This is a genomic window from Roseixanthobacter pseudopolyaromaticivorans, from assembly GCF_043195145.2.
GTDB lineage: Bacteria > Pseudomonadota > Alphaproteobacteria > Rhizobiales > Xanthobacteraceae > NCEH01.
In genome coordinates this window covers 4,600,595-4,618,078 of sequence record NZ_CM195539.1, presented here as the reverse complement: position 1 = coordinate 4,618,078, position 17,484 = coordinate 4,600,595, and the positions used below count along the sequence as shown (strand labels likewise).

Here is a 17,484-nt window from a genome sequence, read left to right as displayed (position 1 = left end):
CACGGCGGGGACGCCTCCCCGCCGTTCGCGCCTGAAAAACGCCGCTCCAAACGGAGCCGGCGCGTTTCCGCGCGTCTGCGTTAAGGCAAATTCTATTTATTAATCAATGGTTTGCTCAAAATATGGGCTTGACCGGCACGGTGGCATTCCGTTTCATGTCCGCAGATATCTGATCCGATATATCGCTGAGGATGACATGTCCCGCGTTGAAATCCGCAATCTGCGAAAGACCTATTCGACTCCGGGGGGAAGCCAGGTGGTGGCCCTCCAGGACTTCAGCCTGGACATCGCCACGGGGGAGTTCATCTGCCTGCTCGGCCCATCCGGCTGCGGCAAGACCACCGCCCTCAACATTGTCGCCGGCCTGCTCAAGCAGTCGGGCGGCGAGGTGCGAGTGGATGAGCGCAAGGTCACCGGCCCCGGTCCCGACCGCGCCTATGTGTTCCAGGACTATGCGCTGTTTCCCTGGCTGACGGTGGCCGAGAACGTCGCCTTCGGCCTGGAATCCCAGGGTTGGCAGGCGACCCCGCGGCTGGAGCGGGCGCGCGCGATCCTCGCCGTCATGGGGCTCGAGAAATTCGCCGACGCGCATCCCAAGCAGCTCTCCGGCGGCATGCGCCAGCGCGTCTCCATCGCCCGCGCGCTGGCCGTCAATCCCAAGGTTCTGCTGATGGACGAGCCGTTCGCCGCGCTCGACGCCTTCACCCGCGCCCAGCTTCAGGACGAGCTGCTCTCGATCTGGGAGGCGCTCAACAAGACGGTGCTGTTCGTGACCCACAATATCGACGAGGCGGTTCAGCTCGCCGACCGCATCGTCGTCATGACCTCGCGGCCCGGCCGCATGAAGCTGGTGGTGGAGAACGACCTTCCCCGTCCGCGCGACATCACCTCGCCGGCCTATCTCGAACGCGTCAATCAGGTGCGCGCCTCGCTCGGCGAGGAGATGGGGCTCGGCCATCACAAAACCTATCGCGGCCTCGCCGAGATTCTCGGCGCCGACGTGCCGGCCCCGGCCAACGAGGGAGCAAGCCATGTCGCCAATTGATGCGACCCCTTCCACCGTCGCGGAGAGCGGCTCCCGCTCGTTTATCGACCGGCTGCGCGGCCCGCGCGCCACGCGCTTTGCCCACGCGGCCGTGGGATATCTGTTTCTGGTCGGCGTGATCCTGCTCTGGCACCTCGCCGCCACCAGCGGTTTCTATCCGCGCCATCTCCTGCCGACCCCCGGGGAAGTCGCCCAGGCGGTGCGCGAAGCGTTCGCCGACGGCGACCTGATCCACAACGTGGCGCGCTCGCTGGAGCGGCAGGTGGTCGGCTATGTGGCCTCCGTCATCGTGGGCCTGCCGCTGGGCCTCGTGGTCGGCTGGTCCCGCTGGACGCAGAGCGCGCTGCAGACCACGATCCGCATCATCTATCCCATTCCCGGCGTCGCCTGGGTGCCGCTGGCCATCTTGTGGTTCGGCCTCGGCTTCAAGTCGATCATCTTCGCCATCTTCATCACCGCCGTGTTCCCGATCCTGGTGAACACCGCGGCCGGCGTCGCCGCCATCGACGAGCAATATATCCGCGTGGTGAAGGTGTTCGGCACCGAGCCGCTGCGCGCCTTCCTGCGGGTGGTGATCCCGGCCGCCATGCCGTTCATCCTCACCGGCCTGCGGCTCAGCTACGGCACCGGCTGGCGCGTCATCATCTCCGCCGAGATCCTCGCCGCTACCGACGGGCTCGGCTTCATGATCGACAATGCCCGCTGGCAGTTGCGGCCGGACCTGGTGATCGGCGGCATGCTCATCATCGGCATCGTGGGATTGCTGGTGGAGACCGTGTTTTTCGATTGGCTCGAGCGCCGCACCATCGGGCGCTGGGGCATGCAACGCACCGACTGACCCCACCCTTCCAGAGCAGAACAGGAAAACCGACATGACACGGCACGGATTTTCGTTCCGACCCGGGCGGTTGATCGCGGCCCTTTCGCTGTGCGCCGCCACGCTGTTCGGCGTGGCGCAGGCGAGCGCCGAGCCCTATCGCCCCCGCATCTTCGCCGGCTATCCCGGCTGGGATCACCTCATGCCCTTCCTCGACGAGGAGCTGGGCATCTGGAAAGCCTACGGCATCGACCCGATCTTCGACAGCGGCTCCTCCCAGCGCGTGAGCCAGGTGCTCCAGACCGGGGAATGGGACGCGGCCTATACCCAGATCGCCACCGCCCTCACCTATCGGGCGCGCGGCCTGCCGATCGTCATCGCCGGCGCCTCCAGCTACGGCTCGGCGACCGTGGTGGCCCGCAAGGACCTCGGCTCCGACAAGGACATCAAGAATTTCGGCATCGTGCGCCAGCTAGATACCATGCATCTGCTGGCCGCGGAGCACATCCTGCCGAGCCACGGCATCGATCCCAAGGGCGTGAAATTCATCCAGGTGCCCCCGCCCGAGGCCGGCATCGCGCTCGAGCGCAAGGACATCGACGCCTATTACGTCTACGAGCCCTATGCTTCGCAGATGATCGAGAAGGGCCAGGCCAAGCTTCTGTGGGACTGGCGCGAGGTGTTCGCCAACGGCCAGATCTATCGCAACGCCCTGGTGCTGAACGAAGACTTCATCAAGGCGCACCCGGAAGAGGCGCGCAAGGTGGTATGGGCCCATCTCGCCGCGCTCGACATCATCCAGAAGGATCCCAAGCGCGCCGCCGAAGTGCTCGCCCGCCGCGCCAAGACCACCGTGGACGAAGCCATGCTCGGCTATACCAAGGCGGGCTGGGACCAGCGCACCATTCCCGAGGACTTCCTCAAGCTCACCGAGGATGATCTGATCAAATGGAAGGTGCTGCGGTCTCCGGTCGACCTGAAGGCGGCGGTGGATTTTTCGCTCCAGCAGGGATACCGCCCGCCGGACGCAAAGTGAGCGGATGACTTCCGAGCGAGGACGAACATCATGGCCCTGACGGACGGCGAAAAGCTGCTTCTTGGCAGCATTCCAAGCCGCAAGGACGCAGTGCTGCAGGTGCTGCGCAACGCCATCATCGAGGGGCGGCTGGGACCCGGCGCGCGCCTGGAACCGGACCGCATCGCGGCCGACCTCGGATGCAGCCGCATGCCGGTGCGCGAGGCGCTCAAGGTGCTGGAAGTGGAAGGCCTCGTCACCTGCTACCCGTTCCGCGGCACCGAGGTGTCGCAGCTGCGGGCCGAGGAGGTGGCGGAGCTGTTCGCCATGCGCACCGCCCTCGAATGCCTCGCGCTGACACGGTCCGTCCCCAACCTCACCGACCAGGAACTCGCCAAGATGGGCGAGATCCTCGCCACCATGGATGCGCCGCAGGACCGGGCGCGCTGGCGCGAGCTGAACCAGCGCTTCCATTCGATCATCAACGGCGCCAGCGGCTGGCCGCGCCTCGTGGAGCAGATCGACATCCTGCGCCGGAACGTGGAGCGCTACGTGCGGATATGGGTCGACACGCAAGGATACGAGACGCCCCAGCGCCAGCACTGGGCCTTGTACGAGGCCTGCCGCACCCGCGACGTGGGCGCGGCGCAACGGGTGCTGACGGAACATTTCCAAGACACCGCCGAGATGGTGCAGCGGGTGGCCGCGGAACGCGCGATTGCGTCCTCCGCCCCGCAGCACTCCGCCGAGACGAACTGACTTCAAAGGACCGAACATGCCGACAGTCGCGGAATGGTTTCTGCGGGGCCTCGCGCTCCATGATGTGGACGCCATCTTCATCAATCCCGGTACCGACACGCCGGCCTTGCAGGAGGCCTATGCCAGCCTCACGCACCAGCAGGTGAAGCTGCCCAAGCTCATCACCTGCCCGCACGAGGTCATCGCCTCGGCGGCCGCGCAAGGTGCCTATCTCACCACCGGCCGCGCCCAGGTGGCGCTGGTGCATGTGGACGTGGGCACCGCGAACGCCGCCGGCGCGCTCAACGATGCCCGCGCCTCGCAGATCCCGGTGCTGCTGTGCGCCGGCATGTCGCCGTCCGCGCTGGATTCCTCGGTACCCGGCGGACGCTCGAAATTCATCAACTGGCACCAGGACGTGCCGGACCAGCATGCGCTGGTGCGCAATTATACGAAGTGGACGCAGACCGTCTCCGTGCCCGCCGCCATCGGCCCTGCGGTGGACCGCGCCTTCCAGATCGCCAACAGCGAGCCGCAGGGGCCGGTCTATATGGCGTTCCCGCGCGAGACTCTGATGAGCGAGGTGGAGGACGGCGGGCTCATCGGCCCCGCGCGCATCCGCTCGGTGCGCCAGGGCACGCTGTCGCTGGACGAAGCGGAGGCGATCGTCGAACGCCTCATCGCCGCCCGCAACCCGCTGCTCGTGACCGCTTATGTCGGCCGCACGCCGGAGCTGCGCCGCGCCTTCGTGGAGCTGGCCGAGCTGACCGGCGCCGGCATCACCGAATATCGCGGCCGCTTCAACGCGCCCCTGGAGCACCCCCAGCACCTCGGCTTCAATCCCGAGCAGGAGGTGGTGGATGCCGACCTGATGCTGGTGGTGGATCACGACGTGCCGTTCGTGCCCGCGGACCTCAAGCTGCAGGACGACGTGCACATCATCCACATCGGCAATGATCCGATCATGCAGCGCTGGACCACCTGGGGCTTTCCCAGCGATACCGTGCACAGCGTGAACGTCGGCCGCGCGCTCGATGCCCTCATCGCCGTCGCCCGCACGCGGCAGGACGATCCGCGCATCGCGGCCCGCAAGGCCGCGCTTGCGGCGCGCCATGACAAGATGGTCGCCGACCGCGATCAGCGCCGCGCCGCCGCGCTTTCGGGCGGCGCCATCTCGCCCATGGAAGTCGGCGCGATCCTCGCGCGCGTCGCCCCCGAGGCGATGGTGATCGAGGAGGCAGTGACCTCCGGCAATCCCTTCGCCTATGGCTTCACGCCCGGCGAGGAGGGCAGCTATTTCCGCAATGGCGGCTCCTATCTGGGCTGGGCGCTCGGCGCATCGTTCGGCGCCCGGCTCGGCGATCCCGACCAACTCGTGGTCACCGTGGTCGGCGACGGCGCCTTCATGTTCGGCGCCCCGACGCCCGCCCTGTGGGCCGCGCGGCAGAACGGCGTGCCCCTGCTGGTGATCGTGCTGAACAACGAGAGCTACAATTCCGTGGTCCTCGCTTCGCGCCAGGATTTCCCGAATGGCGCACAGGAGCAGTTCGGCCATGTGGGCAGCCTGCTGCCCCAATCGCCCGCGTTCGAGACCCTGGCGGAAGCGTGCGGCGCGTTCGGGCGGCGCGTCACCCGCATGGAGGATGTCGAGCCGGCGCTCCTTGAAGCGCTCGCGGCGGTGCGCTCGGGCCGCAGCGCGGTGCTCAACATCATGACCGAAGCCTCGCGGCGGCCGCTCTGAGCCCGTCGCCATTCCTGATCGAGGAGAGTGCCATGTTCACCCCCGGTGGAGCGGAGCCGCTCGGCCTTTACATCAACGGCGCCTATGAGCCCTCAGCCTCCGGCCGTGTGCTCGACGTGCGCAACCCCAAGAACGGCACCCTGGTGGGCCGGGTCGCGGAAGGCGATGCCGCCGATATCGAGCGCGCGGTGCAGGCGGCGGAAGCCGCCTTCCCCATCTGGTCCGGCCTCACCGGGGCCGAGCGCGGCGACATCATGCATCGCGCCGCCGCGATCCTGAAGGCCCGCCTTCCCGAGATCGTCGGCATCGAAGTGGACCAGATCGGCCGCGCGCGGCGCGAGATGACCGCACAGCTGGCGCGCCTGCCGGAATGGTTCAGCTATTTCGGCGCCGTCGCCCGCACCCATGAGGATACGGTGCCGCCGTTCGGCGGCAGCTACCTCAATTACACGCGCCGGGTGCCGCTCGGCGTGGTGGGGCACGTCACGCCCTGGAACCACCCGCTGCTGATCCTGGTGAAGAAGGTCGCGCCCTCCATGGCCGCCGGCAACACCATGGTGGTCAAGCCGAGCGAGCTGGCGCCCATCACGCCGCTGCTGCTCGCCGAGGTGTTCAAGGAAGCCGGCGTGCCCGACGGCGTCTACAATGTGGTGCCGGGCTTCGGCGGCACCGCGGGCTATGCCCTGACCACCCATCCCCGCATCAAGAAGATCGACCTGACCGGCGGCACGGAGACCGGCAAGGCGGTGGCCGCGCTCGCCGCGCAGAACCTCACCAAGGTTTCCGCCGAGCTCGGTGGCAAGGCCTCGGTGGTCGTGTTCGGCGACACCGATGTGGACCGGGCGGTCTCCGCCACCCTGTTCGCCTCCTTCATTGCCGCTGGCCAGACCTGCGTCCAGGGCGCGCGGCTCGTGGTGCACCGCTCGATCCACGACGCGGTGGTGGAAAAGCTGGTGGCCCGCGCCAATGCGATCCGCATCGGCGATCCCCAGGATCCGGCAACCCAGATGGGTCCCCTGGTCTCCGAGAAGCAGCGGGCGCTGACCGAGCGCTATGTGAACATCGGCCTCGCCGAGGGCGCGACGCTTGCGGCCGGCGGCAAGCGGCCCGAGGGCGCGGCGTTCGACAACGGCTTCTTCTTCACGCCGACCATCTTCACCGACGTGACCAATGAGATGCGGATCGCCCAGGAGGAAATCTTCGGGCCGGTGGTGTGCGTGCTGCCGTTCGAGACCGAGGCCGAGGCGATCGCGCTCGCCAATGGCACCATCTTTGGTCTTGCGACCTCCATCTGGACCCGCGATCTCTCCCGCGCCCACCGTGTCGCCCACGCCATGCAGAGCGGCATCGTGTGGATCAACGACCACCACCGCATCGACCCCTCTTCGCCGTGGGGCGGGTTCAAGATGAGCGGCATCGGGCGCGAGAACGGCCTGATCGCCTACCAGGAATACACCCAGATCCAGAACGTGATCGTCAACCTCTCCGATGCGCCGTTCGACTGGTACGCGGAAGACGGTGTCGAAAAGAGGTATTCGTGATGCGTATCGACATCCACAGCCACGTCATTCCCCCGCGCATTCTCGACGCCATCGCCGCCGATCCCAAGGGATTTGCCGCGCGCGTCGAGGGCACGGGCGCGCAGCGGCGGATGGTGCACGAGCAGGGCTATGTCTATCCCCTGTTCGAGGAATTCATCGATCCCGCCACCAAGCTGAAAGTGATGGACCGCAAGGGGCTGGATCTCTCCATCGTTTCCACCGCCCCGCCCATGTTCTATTATTGGGCCGAGCCGGAGCTGGCCGCCACCGCCGCGCGGCTGGTCAATGACGGCATCGCCGAAATGGTCGCGACCGCGCCGGACCGCCTGCGCGGCATGGCGAGCGTGCCCATGCAGCATCCCGAGCTGGCGGTCGCGGAGCTGGAGCGCGCGGTGAAGACCCACGGCTTCCGCGCGGTCGAGATCGGCACCACCATCGAGGGCGTGCAACTCGCCGATCCGCGCTTCCGCCCATTCCTGCGCAAGGCCCGCGACCTCGGCGTGCTGGTGTTCATCCACCCCTATTATGTGGGTGCGAAAGCGGGGCTGGAGGCCTATTACCTCACCAATCTCGTGGGCAATCCCGTCGACACCACGGTGTCGCTGGCGAACCTGCTGTTCTCGGGCGCGCTCGACGAACTCGCTGGGCTGAAGATGCTGGTCGCCCATGGCGGGGGCTATCTGCCCTATCAGATCGGCCGCCTGGTGCACGGGCAGAAGGTGCGCGCCGAACCCAAGGCGCTCACCACCTCCTCGCCGCGCGACCTGCTGCGCACGCTCTATTTCGACACCATCCTGTTCGATCCGCAGGCGCTGCGCCATCTGGTGGACGTGGTGGGTGCCGATCACGTGGTGCTCGGCACCGACGCGCCGTTCGACATGGGCGACGAGACCCCGCTGGAGAGCCTCGCCGCCGTGCCCGGCCTTTCGGATGCGGAGCGCGAGCGGATCGGCGCCGGCACCGCCCTGGCCTTGCTGGACGGGGCGGCCTGACCCGGCCCGATCCTCGACGTCTGAACGAAAACGCGGCCCCGGTCACCGACCGGGGCCGTTCGCATCAGGCGGTGCGCGGCGCGCGATCCCCGCGCACCAGGCTCACCAGCTTCATGATCACCGGCCAGAACAGCATGAGCAGGGCGAGCGTGGTGATGGTGCCCACCAACCCGTTGGACCAGAACACCCCCATATTGCCACGCGCGCCGATCATGGCCTGGCGGAACGCATCCTCTGCCTTATCTCCCAGCACCAGGGCCAGCACCATGGGCGCCAGCGGGTAGTCCAGCTTCTTGAACACATAGCCCACCACGCCGAACGCCAGCATCAGCCAGATGTCGAACATGGCGTTCTGCACCGCGAACGCGCCCACCGCGCACGACACGATGATCATCGGCGCGATGGTGGCGAATGGCACGCGCAGCACCGCCGCGAACAGCGGCACGGTGGCGAGCACGATGATCAGCCCCGCGATATTGCCGAGATACATGGAGGCGATGAGGCCCCAGACGAAGTCCGCATGCTCGGTGAACAGCAGCGGACCGGGCTGGAGCCCCCACACCATCAGCCCGCCCAGCAGCACCGCCGCCGTGCCGGAGCCGGGAATGCCGAGCGCCAGCATGGGTAGCAGAGCGGAGGTTCCGGCGGCATGGGCGGCGGTCTCCGGCGCCAGCACGCCGTCGATGCGGCCCTGGCCGAAGCCCTCCTTGTCGCGGGCGAAGCGCTTGGCGAGATTGTAGCCCATGAAGGAGGCTGCGATCGCCCCGCCCGGCGTGATGCCGAGCCAACATCCAATCGCGGACGAGCGCAACAGCGTCACCCAATAGCGCGGCAGTGTCTTCCAGGTCTCCCACACCACCTTCATGCGGATGACCGCCTTCTGCCCCTTGAAGGCCAGCTGGTCCTCCATGGTGAGCAGGATTTCGCTGATGCCGAACAGGCCGATGACCGCCACCAGGAAATCGAACCCGCGCAGCAGCTCCACCGAGCCGTAGGTCATGCGCAGCTGGCCCGAGACCGTATCCATGCCCACCGCCGCCAGCAGGAAGCCGACGATCAGCGAAATGACGATCTTGTGCTTCGCCTCGCGGCCCAGGCCGACGAACGAACAGAAGGTGAGCAGATAGACCGCGAAGAATTCCGGCGGCCCGAACCAGATGGCGAATTCCGCAATGCTGGGCGCAAGAAACGTGATGAGCAGCACCGCCACCAGCGAGCCGACGAACGAGGCGGTGAAGGCTGCCGTGAGTGCTTCGGCCGCCTGCCCTTTCTGCGCCATGGGGTAGCCGTCGAATGTGGTCGCGACCGACCAGGCCTCGCCGGGAATATTGAACAGGATGGAGGTGATCGCCCCGCCGAACAGCGCGCCCCAATACAGGCACGACAGCATCACGATGGCCGAGGTCGGATCCATCGAGAAGGTAAGCGGCAGCAGGATGGCGACGCCGTTCGGCCCGCCGAGTCCGGGCAGTACGCCCACCAGGATGCCGAGCGTGATGCCCACCAGCATCAGCAACATCTTGTCGAAGGTCAGCAGGACTTCAAAACCGTGCATCAGGGAGAGGAGCGCGTCCATGTCGATACTCCTCAGAGCCCGAAGGCCGCTTCGAGCGGACCCTTGGGCATCAGGACGGTGAACTGGATGTCGAAGACGTAAAACATGAAGGCCGTGAAGATCGCCGCCGTCAGCACCGCCTTCCAGGCCGGGGCCTTGCCGAGCCAGATCATGAAGCCCGCCACCAAGGCGAAGCTCGCCACATAGATGCCGAGCACCTGGATCAGCGCGACGAAGATCAGCGTGGGCACGAACACCTGCATCACCCGCCGCGCCTGTCCGCGCGTGACGAAGCCGTCCCGCCCGTTCGCGTCGGTCAGGCTGCGCGCCACGCCGACCAGGGACGCCACCGCCATGATCATGCACAGGTAGAAGGGAAAATAGCCCGCCTCCGGCCCATCGGGGGCCCATGCGATGCCGACCTTCCAATTGTCGTAGGCCAAGGCGAGGGCGATCAGGAACAGAAGCACCGAAACCGAGAGATCGACGGCGCGGCGGGAGATCACGGCCCGGTCGTCGGGCGCGGCGGAAGGGTGAAGGTCGGCGGACATGGCGGACTCCGCAAATGACAAAGGCGTTCGGCCGGGACGATCTCGTGACGGGGCGGCGGCATCCCACCCTCCCGCAACGGGAGGGTGGGCGGGGCACCCGCCGTGACGACGGCGGATGTGCTGGGAGCACTGGCGTTGCCCTGACTTCACGCCAAGCCCGCAGCGGCCCCGGCGCCTTCCCCCGCACGTGGGAAGCGCTGTGGCGATGCGGCACGCCCGCACTTCAGGCGGCCGCACTCTTCCGCCCGGGATCGCCCCGGGGCGGCGCTCAGTTGGAGGCGATGAAGCCGGCTTCGGTCATCAGGGCCTTGTGGCGCGCCTCGTCCTCCTGGAGGAACTTGGTCATCGCCTCGCCCTCGATATAGGCGGCCTTCAGTGCCTGGTTCTTCAAGTAATCCTTGTATTCAGGCGTCTGCGCGATCTTGTGGAACAGATCTTGATAGAAGGCGACCTGATCGGGCGTGACCTTCCCCGGCAGGAAGATGCCGCGCAGCATCGTGTAGTCGATGTCGAGGCCAACTTCCTTGCAGGTGGGGATGTCCTTCCACGCCATGTCGGACGTGACCTTCTCGTCGTAGGGCAGGCGCGTGGTGTCGAACAGGCACAGCGCCCGCACCTGCCCGGCCCGCCATTGGGCAACGTTCTCGGACGGGTTGTTGACGTTGGCCTCGGTGTGGTTGCCCACCAGCTGGGTCGCCGCCTCGCCGCCGGACTTGTAGGGGATGTAGGCGAACTTCGCGCCGGTCGCCTTCTCGATGGCGGCGGTGAGGATCTGGTCCTCGCGCTTGGAGCCGGTGCCGCCCATGCGCAGGGTCTCGGTTCCGGCCTTCTTGGCGGCGGCGGTGAATTCCGCCGTGGTCTTGTAGGGCGCGCCCGAATTCACCCACAGCACGAATTCATCCAGCGCGATGATCGCCACCGGCGTCATGTCCTTCCAGGAGAAGGGCAGTTTCGCCGAGAACGGCAACGTATAGATCGACGACTGGGCGATGATGAACTTATAGGGATCGCCCGCGCTCGCCTTCATGTCCATGAGGCCTTCGCCGCCGGAGGCGCCGCCTTTCAGCGAGACCACGGTCGGCACCTTGAGCAGATTGTTCTTCTGCACGGCGGCCTGGATCATGCGCGCCATCTGGTCGGTGGCGCCGCCGGCGCCGGCCGGCACGATGATCTCGATGGGCTTGGTGGGCTCCCAGGCGAGAGCGGGGGCGGCGGCGCACAGGCCGCCGGCAAAGATGGCGGCGACGGCACCGCGTTTAAGCTCGGCACTCCACATGGCTTCCTCCTTGATGTCCGGCGCCTTTGCGGCGCTCGTTCGGGTGAGAGAGTTTTCGGTCGGCGCAGCTATTGCGCCGCCTCCTGCGCCTCCCGGTTCTGCTCCACGCCCGCCGCGAGGCTGCGGGAGAGGAGGCGGGCGACATGAATCGCGGAACGTTTGGCGCCGTCCGCGATCTGATGCCGGCAGGAAGTTCCGTCGGCGACGACGATGGTGTCCTCGCCCGCCGCGCGCACGGCCGGCAGAAGCGAGAGTTCCGCCATGGCCAATGACACGTCGATGGTATCGGCCCCATAGCCGAACGCCCCCGCCATGCCGCAGCAGCTGGATTCGATGGTTTCCACCTTCAGCCCCGGCACCAGGCGCAGCGTCTTCTCGACCGCGCCCATGGCGGCGAACGCCTTCTGGTGGCAATGGCCGTGCAGCAGCGCCGTGCCCTCCAGCGCCCCGAGCGGCAGGAAGAGCCGGCCCTGGTCGTGCTCGCGGGCGAGGAACTCCTCGAACAGCAGAGCATGGGCGGCGAGACGGTCCGCCGACGCGCTTTTCAGCAGCGCCGGCACTTCGTCGCGGAAGGTGAGCAGGCAGCTCGGCTCCAGCCCCACCACCGGCACGCCGCGCGACACGAAGGGATCGAGCGCGGCAACTACCCGCTCGGCCTCGGCTTTCGCGAGGTCCGGCCGTCCCACCGAGAGGAAGGTGCGGCCGCAGCACAGCGGGCGCCCGCCCTCCTGCGGGCGGGCGAGATGCACCCGGTATCCGCCGGCAACGAGCACCTCGAGCGCGGCGTCGAGATTCTCCTTCTCGAACGCCCGGTTGAACGTATCGGCGAACAGCACCACGTCGCGCCCGTCGGGATCGCCGAACATGCCGCCCTTGGGGGCGAACACATCGCGCCGCCAGCGCGGCAGGGTGCGGCGGGCACTGAAGCCGGTCAGTTTTTCCGACAGCTTCGCCACGCCCGGCAGGCGATCCCGCAGATTGAGCAGCGGCGCAATCTTCGCCGCGAGCGGCGCATAGCGCGGCAGCCAGCCCACGAGCCGGTCGCGCAGGGAATGGCCGTATTTCGCCGCCCGCGCCGCCAGCACCTCGATCTTCATGCGGGCCATGTCCACGCCGGTCGGGCATTCGCGCCGGCAGCCCTTGCAGGAGACGCACAGCTTCAGCGTCTCGGCCATCTCGTCGGAGGTGAAGGCATCCGGGCCCAATTGGCCGGTGACAGCGAGGCGCAGCGTATTGGCCCGGCCGCGCGTCACGTCCTTCTCGTCGCGGGTGACGCGATAGGAGGGACACATGGTGCCGCCCGCGAGCTTGCGGCAGGCGCCGTTGTTGTTGCACATCTCGACCGCGCCCTGGAACCCGCCGCCGGAGCCGGAATAGGCCGACCAGTCGAGCTGCGTTTCCATGGGCAGGCCAGCATAGCCGGGGCCGTAGCGCATCACGCTGCGGTCGTCGAACTTTGGCGCCCGCACGATCTTGCCGGGATTATAGAGCCCTTGCGGATCGAACCGGTCCTTCACCTCAGTGAAGGCGTTCACGAGGCGGGTGCCGAACATGGTCTCGTGGAATTCCGAGCGCACGATGCCGTCGCCGTGTTCGCCGGAATGGGACCCCTTGTAGGATTTCACCAGCGCGAACGCCTCCTCGGCGATGGCGCGCATGGCTTTCAGATCCTTGTCCTGGCGCAGGTTGAGCACCGGGCGCACATGCAGGCAACCTTCCGAGGCGTGGGCATACCAGGTGCCGCGCGTGCCGTGCTTCTCGAACACCTGGGTCAGCTGGCTCGTGTATGCCGCGAGGTGCTCCAGCGGCACCGCGCAATCCTCGACGAAAGACACCGGCTTTCCCGCTTCCTTCATGGACATCATGATGTTGAGGCCGGACGTGCGCACGTCGGCGATGGCCGCCTGGAGCGCCGGGTTCAGCACGTCCACCACCCCGCCCCATTTGGCGCCGGTGCGGTCCCAGCCGAAGCCGAGATCGCCCATCACCTGGTGCAGGCGCTCCAGGCGCACGGCGTTTTCCGCCTCGCTCTCCGCAAATTCCACCAGCAGGATCGCTTCCGGCGTGCCGCGCACGAACTGGCGCAGCGTCGGGCGGAACATGGCGATGTCGGAGGCGAGCGCGAGCAGGGTAGAATCCACCAGCTCCACCGCGATGGGCTTCAGCTTCACCAGATGCTGGGCCGCGTCCATCGCCTCGTAGAAGCTGCCGAAATGGCACGCCCCGAGCGCGCGCTTGCCGAGCACGGGCCACAGCTTCAATTCGATGCGGGTGGAGAAGGCGAGCGTGCCTTCCGAGCCCACCAGCAGATGGGCAAGGTTCAGCGGCTTGCCGGGCAGCAGGGCATCGAGATTATAGCCGCCGACGCGGCGCTGGACCTTGGGAAAGCGGGCCGCGACCTCGTCCGCCTCGCGGGCGCCGAGGGCGAGGAGATCCTGGGCCAGGGGAAGGAGCGGCGAGCCGGTCTCAATCTCGTGCAGATTGGGGGAGACGGCGCCGAAATGCGCGGGCGTTCCATCCGCCAGCACGGCATCGAGCGAGATCACATTGTCCCGCATGGTGCCGTAGCGCAGCGAGCGGCCACCGCAGGAATTATTGCCCGCCATGCCGCCGATGGTGGCGCGCGAGGCGGTGGAGACATCCACCGGAAACCACAGGCCGTGCGGCTTCAACTGGCGGTTCAATTCATCCAGCACGATGCCTGGCTCGACCACGCAGCGTCGCCCCTCCACGTCGAGGTCGAGGATACGCGTCAAATGCTTGGAGCAATCCACCACAAGGGCGTCGTTGAGGGTCTGGCCGCACTGGGAGGTGCCGCCGCCGCGCGGCAAGACGCGGGCGCCCTCGTCCCGCGCCAGGGCTATGGCGCGCTCGGCCTCATCCACCGAGCGGGGCACGACCACGCCCACGGGCATCATCTGGTAGACCGAGGCGTCGGTGGCATAGCGCCCGCGGCTGAAGCGATCGAACAGCACGTCGCCGGTGGTCTCGGCGCGGAGCCGACGTTCCAATCCGGGCATCAGGCGTGCCGCCATCCTCGCTTCTCCCACCCTGGCGCCTTCGCTTCCGGTCTGTTCGCCGGACTTGAAACTGATTTTGCATTCATAATTCATTTCATGCAAGATGCGTTTCGCGCGCTGCCGTCGCCGCGCCGCGTCCGGCTTACGGCCGGCGCTGGCCGACGAGGGCCAATGGCCTGAAACAGCGCGCTAAATCGCGGCGGGATTTTTCCGGTCGCCAAACGATCCAAGGGGAGCCAAACCCGATGGCCAGCAATTCCGCCCGCGTAGCGGGGCGCCATTTCCTGCAGATTCCCGGCCCCACGCCGGTGCCCGACCGCATCATGCGGGCCATGGACATGCCCGTGATCGACCATCGCGGACCGGATTTCCAGAAGCTCGGGCGCCGGGTGCTGGACGGCATCAAGACCATCTTCCGCACCAGCGCCCCGGTCATCATCTATCCCGCCTCGGGCACGGGCGCATGGGAAGCGGCGCTGGTGAACACGCTCTCCGCCGGCGACAAGGTGCTGATGTTCGAGACCGGGCATTTCGCCACCCTGTGGAAGAACATGGCGCTGAAGATCGGCATCCAGCCGGAATTCATCGCCTCCGACTGGCGCATCGGCGCGGACGCCGCCGCCATCGAGGCGCGGCTGAAGGAAGACAAGGCGCACGAGATCAAGGCCGTGTGCGTGGTGCACAACGAGACCTCCACCGGCTGCATCACCCTGGTGCCGGAGATCCGCCGCGCCATCGATGCCGCTGGCCACCCGGCGCTGCTGATGGTGGACACCATCTCCTCACTGGCCTCCATTGATTATCGCCACGACGAATGGGGCGTGGACGTCACGGTGGCGGGCTCGCAGAAGGGGCTGATGCTGCCGCCCGGTCTCTCCTTCACCGCCGTGAGCGATAAGGCGCTGGCCGCCACCAAGACCTCCAAGCTGCCCAAGCTGTTCTGGGCGTGGGAAGAGATGCTTGGCCCCAACCGCAACGGCTTCTTCCCCTATACGCCCGGCACAACCCTGCTCTACGGCCTCGCCGAGGCCATCGACATGCTGCACGAGGAGGGGCTGGAGAATGTCTTCGCCCGCCACGACCGCCATGCCGAAGCGACCCGCCGCGCCGTGCGCGCGTGGGGGCTGGAAGTGCTGTGCCGCGAGGCGAAATATTATTCCTCCTCGCTGACCGCGGTGCTGGTGCCGGAAGGCCATGATGCCGACCGCTTCCGCCAAGTGGCTCTGGAGCATTTCGACATTTCGCTCGGCACCGGGCTCACCAAGCTGCAAGGCCGCGTGTTCCGCATCGGCCATCTCGGCGATACCAATGACCTGACCATTCTGGGCGCGCTCGCGGGTGTGGAGATGGGCCTGGAGCTGGCCGGCATCCCGCACCGCAAGGGCGGCGTGCAGGCGGCCATGGACTATTTCGCCGCCGCCGCGCGCCACCAGGTGCCGGTCGCCGCCGAATAGCGCGCGTTCGACGCCGGCGCGGGCGGCCTCGCCCCGCGCCGGAGCGGAACCCTTCTCGCCTCAGGAGAGCGAGTGTTCCATGCCTGAAACCACGCAAAAGGCGCTCATTGCGCGACGCAGCCTGCACGGCGAGCTCGTGCCGCTGCTGCGCGACATGATCCTTGGCGATGAATTGCAGCCGGGCGACAAGATCCCCGAGCTGGCGCTCTGCGCCCGCTTCGGCGTCTCGCGCACGCCCTTGCGTGAAGCGCTGAAGGTGCTCGCGGCCGAGGGGTTGCTGGTCCTCACGCCCAATCGCGGGGCCATGGTAGCGCGCATCTCAGACGAGGAGATCGACGCCTATTTCCCCATCATGGGCGCGCTGGAAGCGCTCGCCGGGGAGATTGCCTGCACCCGTATCACGAAGGCGCAGTTCGCCAAGCTCAAGGCCATGCATGACGCCATGGTCGCGCATTACGAGGCGGGCGAAGTCGCGCCCTATCTCAACCTCAACAAGGCGATCCACGCCGCCTTCTTCGAGATCGCCAACAACCCGCCCCTGACGCAGCTCTACAATAATCTGATGGTGCGCATCCATGCGGTGCGCTTCGTCGCGAAGAAATCGCCGGCCCGCTGGCGCGAGGCGGTGGACGACCATGACCGCATGATGGAAGCGCTGGCGGAGCGCGACGGGCCCCGGCTCGGCCGCATCCTGCGGGACCACCTGCGCCACAAGGCCGGCATGGTGCATGAATCACTCGCCGGCCTCGATGCCCGGGGAAATCCCCTGCCGGAGACGCCCGTCGTGCGGGCGGCGGAAAAGCGCGCGGCCAAAGCCGGCGGCAAGGCGAGCGCGCCGGGCCCAAGCGGAACAGCGTCGGCGCGCAGCAAGGCCGCCGGCCGCGTGTCGCGCCCCAAGACCGGCGCCGAATCAGCGACCTGACGTCTCCTCGCTGGGAACGGCGCGGCGCGTGGCGTAAAGCGCCGGCCGGCGCTCCTCCTGATAGGGATTTTCCGCCCGCGCGGCGTCGTAGGCGCGCGGATCGATCCGCGCCATCAGCAGCGCCTCGGCCTCGCCGGCCCGCGCCAGATCCTCGCCGTCCGGCGCCGCGATCACCGAGCAGCCCTGATAGGTCAGCCCGCGCTCGCTGCCGCAGAGATCCGCATAGGCGATGAAGACGTGGTTCTCCAGCGCCCGCGCCGGCACGATGCTGAGCGCGATGCGCCGGCAAGAGGGGGTCGCCGCCAGCGCCGTCGGCACCACCACCAGATCCGCCCCCGCCAGGGCAAGCCCCTGCACCATCTCGGGAAATTCCACGTCGTAGCAGATCAGGAAGCCCACCTTGAGGCCGGCGATCTCGACGATCTCGGAGAAGGTGCCGGCGGGGGTGAAGGCCGCCTTCTCGTCCGGCCCGTAGAGATGGCATTTGCGATAGACGAAGGGGCTGCCCTGCGGCCGCACCAGGACCAGGCTGTTATAGATTTCGCCGCTCGTGCGTTCGGGAAAGCCGGCGACCAGGGCCAGCCCGGCGCGCGCCGCGATCTCCCCCAGACGGGCAACCAGCGGGCCGTCGCGCGGCTCAGCAAGGCGCGCGATGTCGGCGCCGATATTGTAGCCGGTGACGCCCATTTCCGGGGTGACCAGCAGATCGCAGCCGAACGCCCCCGCCGCCAGGGCGGCCTGCTCGATGCGGGCCAGATTGGCTGCCGGGTCGGCGGCGGCCGGCGTCATCTGCAATAAGGCGATCAGCATGAACGCT

At 67.4% G+C, this 17,484-nt stretch carries 14 protein-coding genes; 9 read left to right on the top strand and 5 right to left on the bottom strand.

Going from position 1 to position 17,484, the window contains the following annotated elements:
• The first annotated feature begins 196 nt into the window (after positions 1-196).
• The 7 genes from V5F68_RS21495 to V5F68_RS21465 are packed head-to-tail and all read left to right on the top strand — an operon-like array spanning position 197 to position 7,889.
• The gene (locus V5F68_RS21495; protein ID WP_394015366.1) at positions 197-1,045 is read left to right on the top strand and encodes an ABC transporter ATP-binding protein; all 849 of its coding nucleotides are present in this window, start codon (positions 197-199) and stop codon (positions 1,043-1,045) included.
• Positions 1,032-1,883: an ABC transporter permease gene (locus V5F68_RS21490; RefSeq protein WP_394015367.1), complete on the top strand. Its 852-nt coding sequence runs from the start codon at positions 1,032-1,034 to the stop codon at positions 1,881-1,883. The genes V5F68_RS21495 and V5F68_RS21490 overlap by 14 nt, the downstream gene beginning before the upstream one ends.
• A 34-nt stretch (positions 1,884-1,917) precedes the next feature.
• Positions 1,918-2,898, top strand: a complete 981-nt coding sequence (locus V5F68_RS21485; protein ID WP_394015368.1) for an ABC transporter substrate-binding protein — start codon at positions 1,918-1,920, stop codon at positions 2,896-2,898.
• Between the two features lie 30 nt (positions 2,899-2,928).
• On the top strand, positions 2,929-3,636 hold the full coding sequence (locus tag V5F68_RS21480) for a GntR family transcriptional regulator (protein WP_394015369.1): 708 nt from the start codon (positions 2,929-2,931) through the stop codon (positions 3,634-3,636).
• A gap of 16 nt (positions 3,637-3,652) precedes the next feature.
• Positions 3,653-5,356, top strand: a complete 1,704-nt coding sequence (locus V5F68_RS21475; RefSeq protein WP_394015370.1) for a thiamine pyrophosphate-requiring protein — start codon at positions 3,653-3,655, stop codon at positions 5,354-5,356.
• Positions 5,357-5,388: 32 nt separating this feature from the next.
• The gene (locus tag V5F68_RS21470; protein WP_394015371.1) at positions 5,389-6,897 is read left to right on the top strand and encodes an aldehyde dehydrogenase; all 1,509 of its coding nucleotides are present in this window, start codon (positions 5,389-5,391) and stop codon (positions 6,895-6,897) included.
• Positions 6,897-7,889 carry an amidohydrolase family protein gene (locus V5F68_RS21465; RefSeq protein ID WP_394015533.1) on the top strand — a complete coding sequence of 331 codons (993 nt, stop codon included), beginning with the start codon at positions 6,897-6,899 and terminating at the stop codon, positions 7,887-7,889. Before V5F68_RS21470 ends, V5F68_RS21465 begins: the two co-directional genes overlap by 1 nt.
• Before the next feature lie 64 nt (positions 7,890-7,953).
• Here the strand turns inward: V5F68_RS21465 and V5F68_RS21460 are convergent, their stop codons facing one another.
• The 4 genes from V5F68_RS21460 to V5F68_RS21445 all read right to left on the bottom strand — a co-directional run bounded on the left by V5F68_RS21460 (position 7,954) and on the right by V5F68_RS21445 (position 14,306).
• A complete protein-coding gene (locus V5F68_RS21460; RefSeq protein WP_394015372.1) occupies positions 7,954-9,465 on the bottom strand; it encodes a tripartite tricarboxylate transporter permease in 1,512 nt (503 codons plus the stop codon).
• 11 nt (positions 9,466-9,476) lie between these two features.
• Positions 9,477-9,995: a tripartite tricarboxylate transporter TctB family protein gene (locus V5F68_RS21455; RefSeq protein WP_394015373.1), complete on the bottom strand. Its 519-nt coding sequence runs from the start codon at positions 9,993-9,995 to the stop codon at positions 9,477-9,479.
• Between the two features lie 268 nt (positions 9,996-10,263).
• Positions 10,264-11,271 carry a Bug family tripartite tricarboxylate transporter substrate binding protein gene (locus tag V5F68_RS21450; RefSeq protein ID WP_394015374.1) on the bottom strand — a complete coding sequence of 336 codons (1,008 nt, stop codon included), beginning with the start codon at positions 11,269-11,271 and terminating at the stop codon, positions 10,264-10,266.
• Positions 11,272-11,339: 68 nt separating this feature from the next.
• Positions 11,340-14,306 (bottom strand): FAD-binding and (Fe-S)-binding domain-containing protein, encoded by a 2,967-nt coding sequence (locus V5F68_RS21445; protein WP_394015375.1) that lies wholly within the window; start codon positions 14,304-14,306, stop codon positions 11,340-11,342.
• 230 nt (positions 14,307-14,536) lie between these two features.
• On the opposite strand from V5F68_RS21445, the gene V5F68_RS21440 reads away from it, so the two are divergent.
• Together V5F68_RS21440 and V5F68_RS21435 are read left to right on the top strand one after the other, a co-directional pair.
• Complete coding sequence (locus V5F68_RS21440; protein WP_394015376.1) at positions 14,537-15,745, top strand: pyridoxal-phosphate-dependent aminotransferase family protein; 1,209 nt, start codon at positions 14,537-14,539, stop codon at positions 15,743-15,745.
• Between the two features lie 79 nt (positions 15,746-15,824).
• Positions 15,825-16,667 (top strand): GntR family transcriptional regulator, encoded by an 843-nt coding sequence (locus V5F68_RS21435; protein ID WP_394015377.1) that lies wholly within the window; start codon positions 15,825-15,827, stop codon positions 16,665-16,667.
• Here V5F68_RS21435 and V5F68_RS21430 read toward each other — a convergent pair.
• Positions 16,656-17,477, bottom strand: a complete 822-nt coding sequence (locus V5F68_RS21430; protein WP_394015378.1) for a carbon-nitrogen hydrolase family protein — start codon at positions 17,475-17,477, stop codon at positions 16,656-16,658. The genes V5F68_RS21435 and V5F68_RS21430 overlap by 12 nt on opposite strands.
• Between the last annotated feature and the right edge of the window lie 7 nt (positions 17,478-17,484).

Bases quoted from the DNA above. Each gene is read 5' to 3' on its own strand.
- V5F68_RS21495 (WP_394015366.1), top strand. From the start codon at position 197: ATGTCCCGCGTTGAAATCCGCAATCTGCGAAAGACCTATTCGACTCCG.
- V5F68_RS21490 (WP_394015367.1), top strand. From the start codon at position 1,032: ATGTCGCCAATTGATGCGACCCCTTCCACCGTCGCGGAGAGCGGCTCC.
- V5F68_RS21485 (WP_394015368.1), top strand. From the start codon at position 1,918: ATGACACGGCACGGATTTTCGTTCCGACCCGGGCGGTTGATCGCGGCC.
- V5F68_RS21480 (WP_394015369.1), top strand. From the start codon at position 2,929: ATGGCCCTGACGGACGGCGAAAAGCTGCTTCTTGGCAGCATTCCAAGC.
- V5F68_RS21475 (WP_394015370.1), top strand. From the start codon at position 3,653: ATGCCGACAGTCGCGGAATGGTTTCTGCGGGGCCTCGCGCTCCATGAT.
- V5F68_RS21470 (WP_394015371.1), top strand. From the start codon at position 5,389: ATGTTCACCCCCGGTGGAGCGGAGCCGCTCGGCCTTTACATCAACGGC.
- V5F68_RS21465 (WP_394015533.1), top strand. From the start codon at position 6,897: ATGCGTATCGACATCCACAGCCACGTCATTCCCCCGCGCATTCTCGAC.
- V5F68_RS21460 (WP_394015372.1), bottom strand. From the start codon at position 9,465: ATGGACGCGCTCCTCTCCCTGATGCACGGTTTTGAAGTCCTGCTGACC.
- V5F68_RS21455 (WP_394015373.1), bottom strand. From the start codon at position 9,995: ATGTCCGCCGACCTTCACCCTTCCGCCGCGCCCGACGACCGGGCCGTG.
- V5F68_RS21450 (WP_394015374.1), bottom strand. From the start codon at position 11,271: ATGTGGAGTGCCGAGCTTAAACGCGGTGCCGTCGCCGCCATCTTTGCC.
- V5F68_RS21445 (WP_394015375.1), bottom strand. From the start codon at position 14,306: ATGGCGGCACGCCTGATGCCCGGATTGGAACGTCGGCTCCGCGCCGAG.
- V5F68_RS21440 (WP_394015376.1), top strand. From the start codon at position 14,537: ATGGCCAGCAATTCCGCCCGCGTAGCGGGGCGCCATTTCCTGCAGATT.
- V5F68_RS21435 (WP_394015377.1), top strand. From the start codon at position 15,825: ATGCCTGAAACCACGCAAAAGGCGCTCATTGCGCGACGCAGCCTGCAC.
- V5F68_RS21430 (WP_394015378.1), bottom strand. From the start codon at position 17,477: ATGCTGATCGCCTTATTGCAGATGACGCCGGCCGCCGCCGACCCGGCA.